The organism is Edaphobacter bradus (assembly GCF_025685645.1).
Taxonomy (GTDB): domain Bacteria; phylum Acidobacteriota; class Terriglobia; order Terriglobales; family Acidobacteriaceae; genus Edaphobacter; species Edaphobacter bradus.
In genome coordinates this window covers 453,428-471,976 of record NZ_JAGSYF010000003.1, presented here as the reverse complement: position 1 = coordinate 471,976, position 18,549 = coordinate 453,428, and the positions used below count along the sequence as shown (strand labels likewise).

Sequence of the window (18,549 nt, the reverse complement as noted above, 5' to 3'; positions counted from 1 at the left end):
CGGTCAGGCCCGGGAGCATCTGCCAAGGCAACTGAGTGGCCTGAACGAGGGAAGGTCCAAACCCCTGCAAGCTCCATAACCATCAGGAAGCGAAAAGAGAACCCAACGTTATGCTGAACTATCTTGAGTTACCCGTGGGCCCAGAGTCACCCGAGGTGATCAACGCGGTCATCGAGATTCCCCATGAGGGCATCAACAAGTACGAATACGACAAGGAACTGCACGTATTTCGTCTGGACCGCAACCTCTACTCGCCGGTGCACTATCCGGGAGACTACGGCTTCATCCCGAGCACGCTGGGCGACGACGGCGACCCGCTCGATGTGCTGGTGCTCGTCGATGCGCCGAGCTTTCCTGGCTGCGTAATGGAAGTGCGCCCCATAGGTCTCCTTGATATGTTGGATCAGGGTTTGGGCGACGAGAAGATTCTTTGTGTCGGCAAAGGCAACCCGCGGTACAAGGACGTCTGGAACTTCTCCGAGATCTACCCGCATATGCTGCGTGAGATCACGCACTTCTTCTCGATCTACAAGGACCTGGAAGGCAAGCGGGTCGAGGTAAAGGGGTGGCGCGACGCGTCCTTTGCCCGGAACAAAGTGCTCGAGGCGCAGCAGCGCTTCATCGACAACAAGGCGAAGTTGCCTGCCCTGGCTGGCGCGCAGAAGTAATTTCGGGTTTCAAAGAGCAACAGGCCGTTGATGGCTCCTGCCGTCAGCGGCCTTTGTCTTTTTGCTGCCGCCTGCGAGCGACGCTGGTCATCAGAAGATAGACCAGGGGCCCGGCCAGCGCTACCATCGTCGCGAAGGCCAGGGCCGGGAGGCCGGCGACTCTCTCGTCGCGCGCTGCCCAGAGAGCAAATACGATCAGGAGTGCTGGGCCGATTCCGATGGCGATTGTGGCTCCAATTCCTCCGGGAACGCGATAGGGACGAGGCATCGCGGGCTCCCGGAGGCGCAGCGCAACCAGCGCCACGAACTCAAGCATGAGCGCGGCGCCGTAGAGGACGAGGTCGATCGCGATGAGCCGCTCGAAGGTGAAGCTCAGCGCGAGCGCCCACCCTAGTGAGCAGGCAAGTACGCTGACCCACGGTACCCCATTCGCCCATCGCAATGTCAGAATGCGAGGTAGAAGGCCGTCCTCGGCCATCGCGTAGGGAAGGCGGGTCAAGGAGAGCGTAAGCGCGTTGAAGGTGCCTAGGCCATCGAGCGAGCCCGCCAGTACGACGGTGAGCGCAAGCAAGGAGCCGCCCAACCGCATCCCAGCATCCACCCATGCTCCTGTCGAGAAGCGGACCGAAGGGATTCCCGCCAGCCACACTGCAGCCAGAGGTAGCGTGTAGACGAACATGACGACCGTCGCGGAACTGAGCATGGCGCGGGGATAGTTCCGCTGTGGGTCTTCGACCTCCTGCGCGATGGTGGAGGCGTTGTCCCAGCCCATGTAGTTCCAGAGTGCGACCAGGATGGCTCCTGCGAGATCAACCTGCGCGGGAGGTCCGCCCGACGAAGGAGCGATGCCGTGACGAAGGCCATGCCAGAGAGCGAGCGCGATGAGAACGACGAACGGCGAGAGCGAGACGGCCATCATGCGCTGCGAGCCACGCCCTACGGCGACTGCTCCGCGCAGGTTCCATGTGGCGGAGATGGCGACGATCGCGAGCTTGAGGAGGAGTCCGCGCGAGCCCTGAGTGAGGACGGGAGCGATATGCGAGAGGTAGAGCACAAAGGTCGTCGGGTAGATCGCCATGTCGAAGATGCTGGAGGCGAGGCTGAGCCATGCCTCCTGAAATCCCCAGAACGGTCCCATGGCCCGTCGGACCCATTGGTAAAAGCCTCCCTCGCAGGGTATCGCTGAGGCCAACTCGCCGACCATGAGGCTCGTCGGCAGGCTCCAGAGCAGAGGCACGAGCATAAGAATGAGGAGGGCGCGGCCGTAGCCCGCTTTGCCGATGATGTCTTCCAGCCCGTACGGGCCGCCGGAGACCATGAAGTAGGTCGCTGCAATCAGGGGGAGAAGCCGCATCTTCGTTGCAGTGCCCGAGCCTCTCGCCAACCTGCCTCCACCTCTCTCCTCTGCGCTAGAGGGATTAAAATCGAGGCGGCCAGGCCACATCGCCCCTCCCCAAGTTATAATCACGAGAGCCGCAGAAAAACAGGACGGAGAGTTGGCCGAGTGGCTGAAGGCGGCGGTTTGCTAAACCGTTATAGGGTCAAAAGCTCTATCGGGGGTTCGAATCCCCCACTCTCCGCCAGACCTCCTAAATCCTTTCGAATCATCATTGACCTTGACTGTGACAGTTTTCCCCACGGTCGAAAAAGATAGGCGGTGTCACTCGCTCCTTCTTGGTATTACCCCTAGAGGAGCTGAGCAGTGAGAAAGCCCAAGGTTCGCCTTTACATCCGAGTTCGTCTCCCCGACGGACGTGACGCCTTCCTGGATCCCGTCTGGAACAAGAATCGCACTCTGCGGGCAAGCTACGCCCTGGTCGAGGGACAGCCCGAACACCACTCTGAAAGTACCTACTATCTCCGCTTCCTTCGTGGCGGCAAGCCGTGTCTGGCAGCAGGTAGGCCAGGATCCGGATGCAGCGATCACCGCCCTGCGCAATACGGAACACGACCTTCAGTCGATTGCCTTGGGACGCCCAACTCCGACGCCAGTTACAAGCCCGAAAGCGCCAATTGCTTCGGACCGCACCACGTCCAAACCAGACCCTCTTTCGTCGATCTCTCTGAAAAATGCCACCAAGTCTTACTTAGAGGAGATAGGGGATTCCGGTCTCCCAAACCCATAGCTGCGTGTGAACACATGCTGAACCTCTTCGAGTCGAGGTTCCCCGGGAAGGCCATCAAGGACGTCGCCCGCGAGGACCTGCTCGAGCATATGTCTTTTTCTCCAGGAAAAGGGCCTGGGTGACCGTTCTATCTATAACCACATCATGCGCATCGGTACACTGCTGAAGGCGCACGGCATCGTTGGCCTGCTCAGGGCAGCAGACAAACCTAAATATGACGAGAAGGAAGTCGAGGCGTACGACGGCGATGAGCTGGCATCGTTGTTTGCCGCCGCGAATCCGGAAGAGCGCATTCTGTTCGTTCTTCCTGGGCACCGGTTTCCGGGAACAGGAGGTCATGTACTGCACGTGGGGTAACGTCGACTTCAAGGGCAAGGTGATCTCCGTCCGGTCGAAGCCGGAGATGGGCTTCAGGATTAAGGATAAGGAGGAACGGTCCGTTCCAGTACGAGAGCAGCAGTAGCCGGTCAATAAGGCCAGGTTCAGCAGAAGCCAGCATCGATGCCTGCCTTCCTCCATAGGAATGACCGCCGAGGAACACACGGCCGAGATCTCTCGTCTACATTAGAAGCAATTGCCGCTCGAAGTCCCTTTTGATCACGGTCGGCGCTGGTGCGTGGTGGTGGACCATGGGGTCGCTCCTGGCGGAACGGGAGATTGCAACGGAGGATTGTGAACCCAGCGATGCAAAATGCATCCGCGAATGCTACGAGAAGTGGAGCGTCCCAGTTTGCTCCTGCCCCATGGGTTAGGATGAGACAGTCCCCGTCCCCGCTGCTGAAGCGGTGCAATAGCCCCCGAATTCAGCAGCGAAATCGCGACGCTCACTCCGATCAGAGAATGGTCAGAGAGGGTTTTCAGGTCCCGAATCGTCCATCGGTTTCCCGGGAACAGATCAAGGAATTCCTGTCTCGGCGCGCGGAGCAATTGGTCGAGGTGTTCCTGGGAGATCCCAAGAGGGCCAAGCAGGAGATATTCAAGCGCGTCAATAAACTTGTCCTGACGCCGGAGTCTCGTAATGGCCGCGACGTCTTCGTCGTGACCGGAGATCTTGTGCTCTTTGCCGATGACGATGTAATACCCTTAAATTCGAGGAGAAGGTCCTGTCGGCGAATGTTCCTCGGGCTGAGCGCCCAAGTTATAGGCTTCCAAAATATTCTGGCGTTCCCACTCGTTTCAGCGCTGGTCATCCTTCTCCTCGTCCAATCCGTATTCCCTGAGCTTCCGATAGAGAGTCGTTCTCCCAATACCGAGCCTGTGCGCAGCCTCGTTTTTGTCGCCGTGAGTGTATTTCAACGCTGAAACAATCGCCCGTTTTTCCGCCTCGGCAATGGAGGGACCAACGTCTTCTGAACGAGGAAGACGTTGCTTGTCCAAATAAGACTGGGAGTCGGCATGCGCTCGGCTACCCGGCTCCTGAAACTGCAAAGGAAGATCCCGGAGACTCAGCGACCCGTTGGAGCAACGAGAACATGCATACTCAAGAACATCCTCAAGCTCCCTAACGTTTCCGGGCCAATTGTACTGGGTCATAGCCGTGAGGACTTCATGAGAGACCAAATGCGGCGAAGTCGCTCCACGCGAAATTCGATCAAGAATGTATTGCACGGTCTCGGGGATATCTTCGGTTCGCTCTCTCAGCGGGGTGATTCTCAAGCTGGAGACATTTAAGAAGGAAAAGAGATCCTTTCGAAAACGTCCCCGGTCGACCATTAGCCTTATGTCTCGGGATGTTGTAGCAAGAACTCGTACCGATATTGGGCGCGATTGGCTTGACCCGATCGGGCTGACCATCTTCCGCCGCAAGGCTTGCAACAGAGCCGATTGCATCTCGACAGAAAGGTCCGTAATCTCATCGAGCAGCACTGTACCGCTCTCGGCGGCGGCCAACAAACCGCTCTGAGCCGAATCAGCCTCGCGAAAGGCCAGTTTCTCATGCCCAAAAAGCTCGCTGCCATGGAGTGCCGGCGACAGAGAGTTGCATTCAATTCTGATAAAAGACTTCGAAGCCCGATCGCTATTGAGGTGTATCGATTGAGCCACCAGTTTCTTACCCGATCCCATTTCCCCCAAAATCAGGACGGGATGGGTCGAATTGGCTACACTCGAAACAAATTGGCGGATGCTCTGTAGTGGCCGCGATTGGCCAACCAACATTCCCCTGTCTCTCCGTGAGCGAAGCCGCTCTCGTAATCTTCTGCTACTCACTGCAGCATGAAGTTGCTGGCGGGTCCGCTCCAAGACAGCAGCCAGATGTTTGGGATCAATTGGCTTGATCAAATAGTCGATTGCTCCCAGTTGCATGGCGTCCATCATATTCATAGAACTGCCTTCAGGGGCCACAGCGACGATCTCGGTGTCGGGGTGCAAATGCTTTACTTCTTCAATAAACGGATACCCATGATCCGCTCGACAAGACGGATCAACGAGCAATATGTTTACTGTTTGCCTTTTGAAAAGGGCACGAGCCGCCACGGCGTCTTTGGCGCTAGAGACGATGAATCTCAGCCCGCTAGCTATCTTTTCGAAGATCTTTCGGTAATGATCGTCCTGCTCAAGGAGCACAATATAAAGCGGGGGAAAGCGAACTCTTGAGAGGTCTTTTGAAGGAAGATGCAGAGAATCGGGATGTATCAACACGTCAATACTCTAGTTGAAAATAATCTTCATGATACCCCTAGTTCGGCGCTCCGAGCAAATTTTCGTGCCAAACTTTGCCGGTTCTCCAGTGAATCGCCGCCCTGTCACAAAATGCATCGCCCAGACTCGAATCGATGTTTCAACGATTGAGAACGCTCTGCGTCGATCGGAGTTGGTTGGCCTGGACAGGGAAGACGTGCGCATCACCCGCGAGGGTGTCGTGCTCACCATCCGACACTCGAAGACCCGACCAGGAGGGCGACGGTCAAGAGGTTGGTACCCTACGCGGACGAATCGAATCATCCTGGATGGTAGCGGGCGGCGTTCCGGCGCAAAGGATACAACTGGGACTTACCGCCAGATATGCGTGATGGAAAATGCACTACAGCTCCGTTCAGCCGCCCATTGATTTGCGACGAATGCCTTAATTCCGTCGCCCGGAAGTCTTGGCCCTTGATCTTGAACAAACGCCAGCACCCTCGCACCAACTCGCGCAACAAGCCTTGTCGCATCAGACAGCACTGTCGTGTGACTCAAACGGCTACGCACCATGCTCAAGCATTTATGAAGCCGCCTTTGTACTTTCCCTGATCAAATCAGACCTATTGCTCCATCAGGAAAATTACCCAGATCAGGAAAAACTGTTGCCAGTTGCGGACTCGACAGTCCCATCCATGCACCGATTCCAGCAGTCATCTGAGTCGCCGAGAGTGTCGGCAACCAGGTTCCATAGCCGTTTAAATCTAAGCTGCCGTTAATATCCAGATCCGGATAATTGCCAATGATGCGACCTCCGCGAATTCCTCCCCCTATAACTAACTGATGATTCGCCCAAGCGTGGTCCGAACCAGCTGACCCGTTTGACACCATTGTGCGGTTAAAATCAGAATGCGTACAAATTAGCACTTGGTCCGCCAATCCCATCTCCCCCAATGCTTGAATGAAAGCCTCTAGTGAAGAGTCCAGGTCACTAAGCATCATGTTGTGGGTCCCAAGTTGGTTTGCATGAGTATCATAGTTTCCTTGTTGACAATAAAATATCTGCCGGGACGCACCGATGACAGACCTCCCACAAATGGTTGAGGCAATCGTTTGGAGGGCCACGCCGAATGCCGTATTGGGGAATTGTGTTTTGAGAGTAGAGCCAGCACTCTGCGCCTGCGTCAGCAATGCTTGCTGATTCATCGCAAGGCTCCTTAGCTTAGCGGCTTCAGCCACAATCAAATTTGAGGATTGACTATCGTTTTCTGCGATACCGAGAATTGTTGGGATCATTCCTGCGGGAAACGCTGTCGTCGTGCGTCCTCCTTGGACAACAATCCCCTGAACAGCATTTCCAACGGTAAATATGCTTGCTGGTCCGGCATTCAGCACAGGTGGCAAGGAGCCAGATTGTGAAACGATGAGATCTGCAATGCGTCCTCCCCACCCCGTTGAAGGAAGGGCCACTGTGGAGGCGCTTTCCCACTGAGCAGTTGCCGCAGGATGTGACAACAGAGCCTCTGGAATTAGCGACGTATCTTGCAATAGCTGAGCTTTCGTAGCCGGCCGCGCTAGTGGGCCCACATTCGCAACGACGAGTGCTTTACCACTGTTATAAAGTGACGCCACATTTCTCAGTGCCGGATGAAGTCCAAACGTAGACCCGGATGAGCTTGACGACAACACATTACAAGTCGATCGAGAGAGAGCAAGTGGCGGCCTCAGAGAGGCGTATTGCTGATACTCAACACTGTCGAGAGGAATGAGCATATTATTGCCATCATTGCCGCCCACCAGTGTGATTACCACAATAGCTTTATATGAATTGGATAGCTGAGCAAACGCATGCTTACTAGTCTCATGCATCCACAGAGGTGCGCTCACAGCTGCAAATCCAGCCTGCGCAGCAAGTTTGGCAAACTTACGACGGGACATCATCATACTTATCTCTCTCCTCAGTGGGCCACATTGTATGAATCTGCATTTAGAGCCAGGAAAAGTGCCGATTCGAGTTGAAGATCAATGTCAAACCGATTTAGTTGAGAACAGTAGTTGATAATATTCGTTTTCAACTGTTGCGGCATCTGACCGTGGTATGCAAGATGATTAAGAGCTTCCACCATATCAGGCACAGTGGTGAAGTGGGTGAATAGCCACGACGTTTGGGTATAGCTTGAGCTAAATCCTCCAAGTTGACCTGTTACCATTCCCCACAAGACATCACTTCTCTGAAGTGCGCTTATGTTGTTGAACAACCCGAACTCAGGACTATTGATGGATGTTCCTGGAATAGAATAGGAAGGACTCATGAACCCGAAGACGGTCGGAGCATTCCACAAAGTTTCGCCAAGAGATTTGGGGACATAGTTCGGCTGGTCGTCAGTTCCGTAGCTTTGCATAATATTCATTGCGAAGAGCTCGAATAGAACAGGCTCTTGCAGAAAACCATCGCTGGGGGAAGGCGTCGCATCCCCGCTTCTTGCTTCGGGATCAAGAAGTATTGCACGTACAACCGCCGCCATGTTCCCTCGCGTTCCTCTACCGTCATCCTCGAAAGCGCTAGAGATTCTCTGGATATAAGCAGGGCTCGGATTACTTTTGACCAGATGCTGAATTAATAGATGAGAAATAAAAGGGGGAAGATTAGGGTGATTGAAAATTGCGTTCAGGACAGCAGCTCTATCCGCATCGATGGATTGACCTGCAGGCAGAATTACCGATCCGAAAAGTAACTTGGCGCCATGGTCATGATTGGAGTCAATGCCCACTAGTGGCTGCGAGAAGTCTTCTCCCCAGGCAGTATATTGCGGGTTTACAGGATTGGGATAATTCCAGCCGGTCAGAGCACGCGTCATATCGATGACAGTGTTTTGATCATAAGTTGGAATGGGATTCTTTTTGGCGTCTAGTTGTAAGGTCCCATCATCGTTGAGCAGGAATGGGCCTATTGAAAAGAGCTGCATCAGCTCACGAGCAAAATTTTGATTTGGCTGATATAGAGGGTCTGTTGATGCGTTATTGCCAGCAAGATTCAATAGATGTGCAATGTTTAAATCTAAAGATATGTCATCTAACAGTTGCCTAAAATTGGCGGATGCATCAGCCTCTAGCTTGTCTTCGAAGAAGGTGCTTGACGAATCAACGGCTTGCCCCTGGGGCACGATAAATGATTGAAGGGCTAAAGCAACTCGCTGCCTAAGTAAGGAATTGCCTTGATTAGCAGAGCTGGTGGCGGCACTAATATACGTGTGAGGCGCATCTGAGATGAAAGACACCGGTGCCAGCTGGAATTGTTCAGTGATGAATGCATCGAAGCCTATTTTCTGAACATGCTCTACTAGCGTCGGATTTGGTCCAAATGCCGCCTGCGTCGTGAAACGAGCTGCCGCATCGTAAGTCACTGCCGTTGGCGCAATGGGCACTGATTGATTTGCGATCGGCGTAACACCATCGCCGGATGTAATCTCCACCATGACATTTCCCTGCGTCCATGGAGCGAGATAACCGGTTGCTGTTATCAGCGTTGATGAATTGAGTGTTGTTATTAGTGGCTTGCCGCCGAGGAACACGACGTCTCCTGCGGAAAAATTAGACCCACTTATTGATAGAGTCACGGGGCCTCCGGACAAAGTGGCAGGCTGAATGTTTATTGTCGGAAAGAGTGCCTGCAAAGCGATAGTGCCGCCTGTCCCCCCGGAATCTGGATTTGACACTCCGATCTGTAGTGTTGTGCTGGTAGGATTCGGCAGCGTAATGACTACTGACAGATGGGTGCTATCGATAAAGGTTGTCGGGACAGAGATAGAATTAGCCGTGACCAATGAATCAGGAACAAAGCCCGACCCAGTTATCTGGATGGATGTTGTGAGTTTGGTAAGTGAGCTTGGCGAGATGGAAGTAATGGTAGGTACCGGGTTGTCGATTGAAACGGTTCCAGTAAAGGTTTGGCTATCTGTGGTAAACGCAACCGAGACGATATTCGGATTCGGCACTGAGGCCGGCGCATGAAAGGTGCCATTGGCATCGATGGAACCATTATTTGTCCCTCCCAAGACATTCCATTGGCCTCCATGAACCGGCTGACCATTGTGCATTGCGGTGAACATATCTATCCCGTTTGTTAAGACGGAGCTGCTTGTCGGCTGCACCACAATAACGGAAGGAACTGGAGTGGTGCCAGACGGCGAAGAATTGCCCCCGGACGGTGAGGGGCTACTTCCGGAGGAGCTATTTGAGCCTCCCGTCGAAGAGCTTGGTAGCGTAGATAGACCAGTTCCACAGCCAGCTAGAAGCAATGTTGATAGGAGCAGCCCTGCTAGCACACTGTCTATTGCGATGACGAATTTGATACTTGTAGTCCGAATAAGGGGGCGGAATTTCTGCATATCTGGCTCACCTACGGTCACTATCGACAGATGACCGATATTGGTTTACCTGTGGGCACAGCGAGAATTGGCGGATAATTGGCAGAGAGTGCACCGACTTCGCGTTAGAGGCGGTTTCATCCATGCCTGGGCAGGATGAGTAGCAGGCGTGGCTAGACCGATGGTCGCGATGGCTAGCGCTCATCGCTGCTCTGTTGCGGCGAGCAGACTGGCATATAGGTCAGGACCGAGTAGATAGGATCTGGCGTGGCGAAAGACTCAATGCCTCCCAAAGACAGAAAGCCAAAAGGCAGGTTGTGAATCAACGATGGCTCGTGTGTGTGGTTCAGGCCAGCCGAGAGCTGCATTGGATACGCCAGTCAGCGTTGCAGCAACAGGGCTGATGTTGCGCTTGGGCTTAGGAAGCCCTGAAATGAGTCAATCATTAATTAAACGTCTAGAAAATAAACATTATGCTATAGACGGAGGCTTTATTGGATCAAAACGCTCCCGCCAAAAGCGACCGCAGTCGTCCACCCCAAACAACATGGGACAGATAGTATCTAAGTCCTCAAGCGTGCAAGCCCCTGAAACAAATGCTCGAACAGGCCCAACACTCAAGGTATGCAATCTCACAAAGAACGTTCTTGATGATTCCTCGCTCTCTTTGCTGTAATGTCGAAGATCTTCTAAGAATTCCCTAATCGACAGGATTTCGAAGGGAGCGGCGCCAGGTAACACACTCTCCCAGTTTTTCAAGACGTATCCCGTAAGCGGGCGCGGCTTACCTCCATCCAAATATAGGACAATTGCAAACGGCTTCCCTTCAGACTGCAGCTCCGAGCATGTGTATTCCAGTATGTGGTATTCGCAGAGTGCCATTCGCCGTACCCCGTTGCGTCCATTGATTAAACCCAACTCTATCTGCCTCAATTAGCTTAGTGAGATTAGCAAGTCGATTCATCAAAGCGTCACACAGGTGATTGATGTCCCCTTTGTACCATTGTCCGGGAAGCAGCGAGACAGCTTGAGACAGAGCATCCGGTAGGACGTTTTCGAAATGGGAAATCCAGCCATCCACTAGGGAAGGTTGCCATAGGTTGGAGTATACGGAGCGTTCAGGATGACACGCAAGACCTGGACGGTCTGAAAACTTCCAGTGAGAGCCAGCAAACATATGACCATGGTCGATGAAGCAGACCTCGGATCCATGTCCATCGGGATTGGCGATCAGAATTGCCTGTCGGCTGTCCTGATGATTGGCCCACACGTCCAAGACGTACATTCCCAGAAATGCGGTACGATTCTGAATTGACGACACCCTGGAACGGCTTATGTAATCTGTTGGGCGATACATGCCATCTGATTTTCCGACAAATAGACTGCCGAAATGAAGCCCAGCTTCCGGACGGCGTGTGCCCTCCGGAGTTTCGAACCATAGGCCAGGATTTTGATCGATAAATTCATCTGACAAATAAACAGGGCTGCCCTGCGGTACGGGGAGACCGGCTGCACGCGACACAAGACCGCCGATCAACTCATTCGCCAATACGTTTGGCCCCTGCGGATTTCCAACCATCTTCACAATGACATATTGACTATCTGTGCATTGCACTAGGAGCGATTGAGCCCCTCCCCTCATTTTTCGGATGAATCTATTTGCTGTTAGAACGCCGGAACTGTAGAAGGCCTCTCTCCGTTGAGAGAAACTCTGGATAACCGTGGCAGACATATTCCTCCCGATGCCGATCGAGAAACGCAAAGCCCAAATTGGAACAATGAAACGGTTTCAGAGTATCCTCCCTGTGCCGATTTAGAACACACAACCCAAGGGTGAACCATGAGAGTGTTCCAAAATGGAAATACGGAACTTTCCAATAGAAGGAGGAACTAACTTCAGGTGAACGGTCGGACAACGCACAACCAACTCTGGAAGAGATTGGCATCGATACGACTTACCTCTTGAATGAGGCCCTGCTCAGGGCAATCTCGTCCAGCTGCATCCGCCGGTGTTGAGTGGGCCTGGCGTGGGGGAGAAGACCCCTGTTGATCCTGGAGAGACGGCGGCATTCCCGTTGATCGCCTCGCCATTGGCAGGGGCTATCGTCGCGGCCGCGCTTCCCAGATTGGCGATCTGGCGTTGTAAGGAATATCCGATGCAGCTTGGCAGGGTGATTATCTGAGTGGAGGTTCCTGTGGAATGAGGGTTGGAAGCCGTCGAACCGAGCAATTCGTAATGGAATTGCTCATCACGGTGCGCCATTGAACCGGCGATGCCGAGATTCAACGCGGTAAAGGCCGGATCGGTAAGAGCGAGGTTGTCGATCCAAGCGTGGTTGGTACCTATGCCCAATGTGCGCGAGTCAATTCCTCCGATTACCAGTCCGGGAGGCTGGGGATAACCAGATTGGGACACCTCAAAGGACACCGGAGAACGTCCTGACTCCTCCTGCCTAAGATCCAGGAACGACAATAGCATGGAATCGGCGGATTTTGAGTCCCCCTCGGCACCTTCCCTTTTAGCAGAAATCTCCTTATCTTCAAGGATTCCTTGCGTCGTGGATCAACTGTCGTTTTCGGGAATTATGAAAGCATCATCGGGGATTGATGACGCGGCGTACGGCGACACATCCGGCCGGACAGCAAGCACGCCCCTTGGTTCCTTCTTCGCTATTGCTCCAACTCTTGATCGCTGAAGCCTCCGACAGTGCGCAGCCCATCTGCCAATGTCATCCGTCCGTCCGCGAGGAATCAACTAATAAACCAACCTGTCTACGATCGTCACCTCATGCTCGCGCGCCCGCGCGTATTGTCTCACCCGCAGCAGAAGGATTCGCAAGTTTGCCGAGCAATCCAACGAGACGGCGGGCGACCACTTCACCTGCCGCTAGTGCGCCTCGATGATCGCGGACTGAGTCCCAACGCCGTGCACATCGAAGGCCTCGACGGCAAAGTAGTAACGTCGATCCATGTTCAGGGACCGAATCGAAAGCGAGTTTTGGCCGTAAACCATCCACGACGAATAGAGCTTGTCAGGAGCGATGCCCCACCGGACGTTGTAGCCCTGGCTCTCAGGCTGGGCATCCCAGGTGATACGGGCATTTCGCCGATCCTGTTCGCGCGCGACTTTCACGGCGGTTACGGCGGCTGGCAGGTTGCCACCGACGTTGCCAAAGACGCGAAAGTCGGAAATCGCCAGATTGGGGGTGGAAACGTGCAGGTTTCTGAAACGAATGTAGCGCCCATGCACCGCATGCGGTAATTCGACGTAGTCGTTCGGCGTATCGAACTTATCGTAGCTTCGGTCCCGGAGAGTCGTCCACCTCTCGCCATCCAGGGACGATTCGACAATGTATTGCTGGTAAAGGCCCTTTGGCCGGCCATAGAGATCCGACTTATAGTCGTGGTAATTGATCTGAAATGCCCGAATGGTCGCGGGTGTTTCCAGGTCGATCTCCAGCCACTGTCCTGCCGCGTTGTCCTGCGCAACCCAGAACGTCTTGACGTTTTCGTCCGTCACGCGATCCGGGGTGTAGTCCTCCAAATGCGATGAAGCCGTCACTGGCTTTTTGTAGGAAAGCAGCATCCAGCCCCTGAATGCGCCTTTCTTCCCCGTCACACTTGGAGCGTAGTGCGGATAGTCGCCGAATGCAGTATCGGCATACATCACTCCGTCCGAATCGAAAAATGTCGGGAACATACCGATCCGTCGTTCATACTTATAGTTCACGGCGATGGTCATGGTTGCGAAATGCCAGTGTTGCCCTCCCGGACCGACAACCGTGCTTCCATGGCCCGCGCCATTGATGAACCCGCCCGGCTTGTACGACATCGGACTGTTGGGCGCGTACGTGTAGGGCCCTAATGGCGAACTGGCGACATACACCCCGTCGCCGTAGGTGTTCCATTCCGTTCCGGGCGCGGCATATTGCATGTAGTACTTCCCTTCGTGCTTCGTGAGCCAGGCCCCTTCGATGAATCCGCTCAACTTGGGATCATCATGATTCTCTCCAAAACGCTCCCACCCGTGCCGCGCTTCGTCGCGATTGAACAATTCAATGGGGCCGGTCTTCGGAAGAAAACGGTGGTTCGGATCGAGCTCATAACCCCGAATCGGGAACCGGTTGGATGATCCCCAGAACATGAATGCCCGGCCATCGTCATCCATGAAAAAATCCGGATCCTGCAAATTCCGGAGCAGGGCCGGGACTGCCTGCCAGTCGCCTTTCTGTGGATCGTCGGTATAAAGCAGGCTCATGGTTCCCGACGGATCGCCCGTGACGTAGAGCAACTGATCCCGGTAGTTGTGAGCGGCGGGCGCGTTGGAGCCTTGAAAATACCAGCGCTGCGGCTTGATGAAATGCCACTGCGTAAGGTCGTTCGAATACCAGTAGCCCAGCGCGCGGGTGACGAACATGTAGTAGTTGCCACGAAAATTGACAACGGCCGGGTCGGCACCGGACCGATACGATATATCTTGGTCAGATTCAGTGATCTTATAGGTGTAATCCAAATTCAATGGATTGCAGAACGTTGTCGCTCGATTCGGACTCGTTTTGGTTTGCGAAGTCCTGTGCGTTCCTTTTAGCGACGGACCGCCGTTCTGCCCCCGAGCAAAGCCCAGAGTCGATATCAGGAGCAGGGGAGTTGCAATCAGAATCTTCATTTTTGGATCTTTCTCATCAACACTATGGAGCTTAACCGGCGCCAAGCAATAGGTTGGCACGGCGATCTTAGAAATATCGCAAGACGAATGGAGCACCGCGGCGATGCAGCGCGTTTCCGCGGCTTGAAGCTGAGTTTGAACGGGCCAATCTTAGTGGTCCGCGCGGAAAGATACTACACAGTCGGACTAGTTGCGCGCAATCGGTTGCGCTAAAGATTTTTAGCGAAAGAGATCCCGGGAAAGCGCGTACTAAGAAAAACTTGACAGTCTTAAATTGCCAGTGCTACATCTTGTCTCCGAATCAGCGCAATCGTTTGTGCAAGGAGAGGCTTGATGCAAGGCTATTCACGTCTTAGCGAAGGTGTGCGTGCTTCCCGGTTTGTGTGGAATGTTCTGTTCAGTGTCGTTTTCCTGGTCCTGGGCGCCGGGAGTGTGATTCCTGCTGCTGCGCAGTTCCGCGGGTCGCTTCATGGTATAGTGACGGACCCCCAGGGTGCGGCTGTGAAGGAAGCAACGTTGACGCTGACGGACACCGCGACCAACCGGACGCTGGTTGCCAAGAGCGGGGCCAACGGCACCTATGACTTCAACGCGCTTCCACCGAGCCGTTTCAAGCTAACGGCGGTGGCTCCCGGGTTCAGGGAGAAGGTCTTCGAGGACCTGCAGATCATTCCCGAGCAAGCCAACGCAATTAATGTGCAACTGGGCATCGAAAGTGCAACGGTGAGCGTCGATGTGGCGTCGGGTGCGGTGCCCGCGCTGGATACGGAGACAGCGTCGATCAGCGGGACGGTGACGACGAATCAGATTGAGCATATGCCGTCGTTTGGCCGTGATGTGACGCAGTTGGCGCAATTAGCACCGGGCGTGTTCGGCGACGGAGGCCAGGGGGCGAGCGGCGGAACGCGTAGCCTGCCGGGCACGAACCAAGGTAGCGCTGGCGCTACGGACGGAGTGTTCAAGACTGAAAACGGCCCGCAGGTAATTGCAAATGGAAACCAGACCAATACCAATGGCGTTACCATCGACGGCATCAGCGCGTCGAGTGTGACGTGGGGCGGAACGACGGTAGTGACGCCGACGGAAGAGTCGGTGGATAGCGTAAAGGTGACGGCGAACGCGTACGACGCGGAGGTTGGCCGCTTCACGGGAGCCCAGATCCAGATCATCTCGAAGAGTGGCAGCAACCGCTTCCATGGCAGTCTGTTTTTCAAGGCTGAGCGGCCGGGACTGAATGCGTATCAGCGCTGGAATGGTCCGAACTCCGTTGGACCGGGAAGCTACAATCCAGACGGCACTCTTAAGACACCGCAACAGCGCGGGCTGAACCGCGATTCGGGACGCTTCAACCAGTACGGTGGCAGCGTGAGCGGCCCAGTGTTGCGCGACAAGCTTTTTGCTTCCTTTGCGTATGAAACACTGCGCCTGCGCACGGTGAATTACACGACAGGGTGGTATGAGACGCCTGCGTTTTTGAAGATGGCTTCGGCCAACAGCAACGCGTCGAAGTACCTGACTTATACGGGAGAAGGCGCGAGCATCCTGGGGCTGGGGTCGTTTGACTGCACGACGCTCGGGCTGACGGAAGGGCCCTACTGCCACCTGATCCCAGGCCAGGGTCTTGACCTGGGGTCGCCGCTAAAGACGCCGCTGGGATCGTATGATCCTTCGCGCTCGGCAACGGCAGCGTCCCAGCCAGGTTATGGCAGCGGACTGGACGGTGTGGCAGACCTCGCAAACTACGCGCTGTCCTCGCCGAACACGCGCACGGCGACGCAATACTATGGGCGCATGGATGCGCAGGCAACCAAGAAAGACCGCCTGAGCTTCATCATCTACTGGGTGCCTCTGCAGACAGTGAGTTATAACGGGCCGGTTCGAGCCGCGAATCTCTGGAACCACAACCAGGTCAACGATGCCTTCACGGGGTTGTGGAATCGGGTCTTCTCGCCGTCGTTGCTGAACGAGGCACGCGCGAATGCGGCCGGGTGGCGGTGGAACGAGATCGCTTCCAACCCGCAGGCAGGCTTCGGGCTGGCACAGGCGACCTTTGGCGATCAGCGTGGTATCTTCCCCAACGTTACGCCCAACTACTTCGGCGCGCCCAACCCAAGCGTTTTCGACCAGTGGACATATGGGTACCAGGACATTGTGACCAAGGTGAAGGGAGCGCACTCGCTGAAGATGGGTGGGAGCTTAACACGTCTTTACTACCTGAATCAGAACATCAGCGGCGCGCGACCGACGTTCAAGTTCGCCAACTTGTGGAACTTCCTTAACGATGCTCCATACCAGGAGAACGGCACGTTCAGTCCGAGCACAGGTACACCTTCGGCGAACCGGCAGGACAACCGCAACAACTTCTGGGGCGTATTTGTGCAGGACGACTGGAAGGTGACGCCGACGCTGACGCTGAACCTCGGTTTGCGCTGGGACTACTTCGGCCCCTTCTACGACAAGGGCCAGAACCTGCGGACGGTGGTGCTAGGCCAGGGATCGGCGATGCTAACCGGGCTGAGCGTGCGCAAGGGCGGAAACATGTACACGTCGCAGAAGGGCAACTTGGGGCCGCAGTTCGGCTTTGCCTGGACCCCGGCGGCGTTCGCACAGAAGATCGTGGTCCGCGGCGGGTTCGGGCTGAACTACAACCAGAACGAGCTGGCGATCACCGCAAACGGTAACGGCAATCCGGGCAACATCGTGAACACGACGTTCTGCTGCAAAGCGGCTTCGGGAACCACCAGCAATGGGGCGGCGATTCAGTACGTACTGCCGAGCGACCTTCATTCAGTCTTTGGCTACGCATCGAACCCGAGCGCCATCACCGGTTTCAACGCGAGTGGCCTACCCACCAACGCTGCGACTCTGGTGAACGTCACAGCGTTCGATGCGAACGTAAAGACGATCCAGACGTACCACTACTCGCTGGACACGCAGTATGACCTGACCCACAAGTTTGTGGCCACACTAGGCTACCAGGGAAGCGTGAGCCATCACCTGATCCTGCAGCAGGACATGAACGTGATCGCAGCGGCGGCGGGCATTCCGCTGAATCCGCAGGTGACGCGGGTGGGCTACTACGGCAACAAGGGCAACGCGAACTACCACGCGATGCTGGCGACAGTGAAGCATAACTTCTCGCGCAGCTACCAAGTAGAGGCGCAGTACACCTGGAGCAAGAGCATGGACAACGGATCGCAGCCGTACTACCAGGATGCATATCCGTACCAGTTGGCGTACTCATATGGCCGCTCGGACTACAACGTGGGCAATGCGCTCAAGGTGTTCGGGATGTGGCAGCCGAACTTCTTCCACAACGCGGTGCTGCACTCGGTGGCGGATGGCTGGACGGTGACGGGAATTTACAACTGGCACACGGGCTTCCCGTGGACACCTACGTGGAACTCCGGCGTTAACCTCTTCTATGGCAACAGCGGACAGAACACGCTGCGGCCAGTGGCCTACCACGGAACAGGCGGACATGACCTGAGCAATGCTGCGTTCGAGTCCGGGCCTATGGCCGGAAACTCGGCGGCGCGCAACAAGAATTTCGCCAACGGGTCATTCACTTACTTCACGCTGCCGACAGTGGTTGGCGCGGCGGCCTTCCCAGCGACCGCACCGCTACCAACGGCTCCGGGCGTGTCGCGCAACTCGTTCGATGGACCGCGCTATAGCGCAGTGGACGCGAGCATCACGAAGGGCTTCCACCTGCCGAACACGCCAGTGATGGGCGAGAGAGCGATCTTCGAGTTCCGCGTTGACGCGTTCAACCTCTTCAACCAGACGAACCTGAACGGTATCTCGACCTCGATCGGGACCGGGACGACTGCCAACGTGAACTTCGGACAGGCGACCGGCGCGCTGGGCGGGCGAATCGTCGATATGCAGGCGCGGTTCTCGTTCTAGGAAGCCGCATCCAAACTGAGTCGGGAGGGGAGGATGTAGAGTCGCGCATTCGCTCCTCGCTTTCAATTGCATCGCAACGGAAGGTTGAGCCATGTTACCCAGCGCGTGGATGAGACGCACAGCAATGTGATGCCGATCCTCAAGTCAATTGGAAGCCCGGTGAGTCCGACGGCGGCGCAGGTCGAGCAGATGAA

General features: G+C 55.2%; 11 protein-coding genes and 1 tRNA gene. 5 read left to right on the top strand and 7 right to left on the bottom strand.

Annotated elements, in window-relative coordinates:
- Window positions 1-110 precede the first annotated feature (110 nt).
- Complete coding sequence (locus OHL16_RS14265) at window positions 111-668, top strand: inorganic diphosphatase (protein ID WP_263367845.1); 558 nt, start codon at window positions 111-113, stop codon at window positions 666-668.
- Between the two features lie 43 nt (window positions 669-711).
- On the opposite strand, the gene OHL16_RS14260 is transcribed toward OHL16_RS14265, so the two are convergent.
- Window positions 712-2,052, bottom strand: coding sequence for an APC family permease (locus tag OHL16_RS14260; RefSeq protein WP_263367844.1), 1,341 nt, complete (start codon window positions 2,050-2,052; stop codon window positions 712-714).
- 106 nt (window positions 2,053-2,158) lie between these two features.
- Between OHL16_RS14260 and OHL16_RS14255 the strand changes: the two genes are divergently transcribed.
- The 3 genes from OHL16_RS14255 to OHL16_RS14245 all read left to right on the top strand — a co-directional run bounded on the left by OHL16_RS14255 (window position 2,159) and on the right by OHL16_RS14245 (window position 3,257).
- Window positions 2,159-2,251 (top strand) — tRNA-Ser (locus tag OHL16_RS14255).
- Window positions 2,252-2,938: 687 nt separating this feature from the next.
- Window positions 2,939-3,151 carry a hypothetical protein gene (locus tag OHL16_RS14250; RefSeq protein ID WP_263367843.1) on the top strand — a complete coding sequence of 71 codons (213 nt, stop codon included), beginning with the start codon at window positions 2,939-2,941 and terminating at the stop codon, window positions 3,149-3,151.
- Window positions 3,132-3,257: a hypothetical protein gene (locus OHL16_RS14245; RefSeq protein ID WP_263367842.1), complete on the top strand. Its 126-nt coding sequence runs from the start codon at window positions 3,132-3,134 to the stop codon at window positions 3,255-3,257. Before OHL16_RS14250 ends, OHL16_RS14245 begins: the two co-directional genes overlap by 20 nt.
- 713 nt (window positions 3,258-3,970) lie before the next feature.
- On the opposite strand, the gene OHL16_RS14240 is transcribed toward OHL16_RS14245, so the two are convergent.
- From OHL16_RS14240 to OHL16_RS14215, 6 genes are all read right to left on the bottom strand, one after another.
- Window positions 3,971-5,434 (bottom strand): sigma-54-dependent transcriptional regulator, encoded by a 1,464-nt coding sequence (locus OHL16_RS14240; RefSeq protein ID WP_263367841.1) that lies wholly within the window; start codon window positions 5,432-5,434, stop codon window positions 3,971-3,973.
- 591 nt (window positions 5,435-6,025) lie between these two features.
- Window positions 6,026-7,357 carry a DUF1501 domain-containing protein gene (locus OHL16_RS14235; protein ID WP_263367840.1) on the bottom strand — a complete coding sequence of 444 codons (1,332 nt, stop codon included), beginning with the start codon at window positions 7,355-7,357 and terminating at the stop codon, window positions 6,026-6,028.
- Window positions 7,358-7,371: 14 nt separating this feature from the next.
- Window positions 7,372-9,522 (bottom strand): DUF1800 family protein, encoded by a 2,151-nt coding sequence (locus OHL16_RS14230; RefSeq protein WP_263367839.1) that lies wholly within the window; start codon window positions 9,520-9,522, stop codon window positions 7,372-7,374.
- 1,084 nt (window positions 9,523-10,606) lie between these two features.
- A complete protein-coding gene (locus OHL16_RS14225) occupies window positions 10,607-11,365 on the bottom strand; it encodes a hypothetical protein (RefSeq protein WP_263367838.1) in 759 nt (252 codons plus the stop codon).
- Window positions 11,366-11,758: 393 nt separating this feature from the next.
- Window positions 11,759-12,208, bottom strand: coding sequence for a hypothetical protein (locus OHL16_RS14220; RefSeq protein WP_263367837.1), 450 nt, complete (start codon window positions 12,206-12,208; stop codon window positions 11,759-11,761).
- 459 nt (window positions 12,209-12,667) lie between these two features.
- Window positions 12,668-14,446, bottom strand: coding sequence for a family 43 glycosylhydrolase (locus OHL16_RS14215; protein ID WP_263367836.1), 1,779 nt, complete (start codon window positions 14,444-14,446; stop codon window positions 12,668-12,670).
- Window positions 14,447-14,779: 333 nt separating this feature from the next.
- Between OHL16_RS14215 and OHL16_RS14210 the strand changes: the two genes are divergently transcribed.
- Window positions 14,780-18,355, top strand: a complete 3,576-nt coding sequence (locus OHL16_RS14210) for a TonB-dependent receptor (RefSeq protein ID WP_263367835.1) — start codon at window positions 14,780-14,782, stop codon at window positions 18,353-18,355.
- Window positions 18,356-18,549: the final 194 nt, after the last annotated feature.

What these genes read in the sequence shown, in the direction of transcription:
- OHL16_RS14215 (WP_263367836.1), bottom strand. Translation starts at nt 14,446, where the DNA reads ATGAAGATTCTGATTGCAACTCCCCTGCTCCTGATATCGACTCTGGGC.
- OHL16_RS14210 (WP_263367835.1), top strand. Translation starts at nt 14,780, where the DNA reads ATGCAAGGCTATTCACGTCTTAGCGAAGGTGTGCGTGCTTCCCGGTTT.
- OHL16_RS14250 (WP_263367843.1), top strand. Translation starts at nt 2,939, where the DNA reads ATGCGCATCGGTACACTGCTGAAGGCGCACGGCATCGTTGGCCTGCTC.
- OHL16_RS14265 (WP_263367845.1), top strand. Translation starts at nt 111, where the DNA reads ATGCTGAACTATCTTGAGTTACCCGTGGGCCCAGAGTCACCCGAGGTG.
- OHL16_RS14245 (WP_263367842.1), top strand. Translation starts at nt 3,132, where the DNA reads ATGTACTGCACGTGGGGTAACGTCGACTTCAAGGGCAAGGTGATCTCC.
- OHL16_RS14230 (WP_263367839.1), bottom strand. Translation starts at nt 9,522, where the DNA reads ATGTTCACCGCAATGCACAATGGTCAGCCGGTTCATGGAGGCCAATGG.
- OHL16_RS14235 (WP_263367840.1), bottom strand. Translation starts at nt 7,357, where the DNA reads ATGATGATGTCCCGTCGTAAGTTTGCCAAACTTGCTGCGCAGGCTGGA.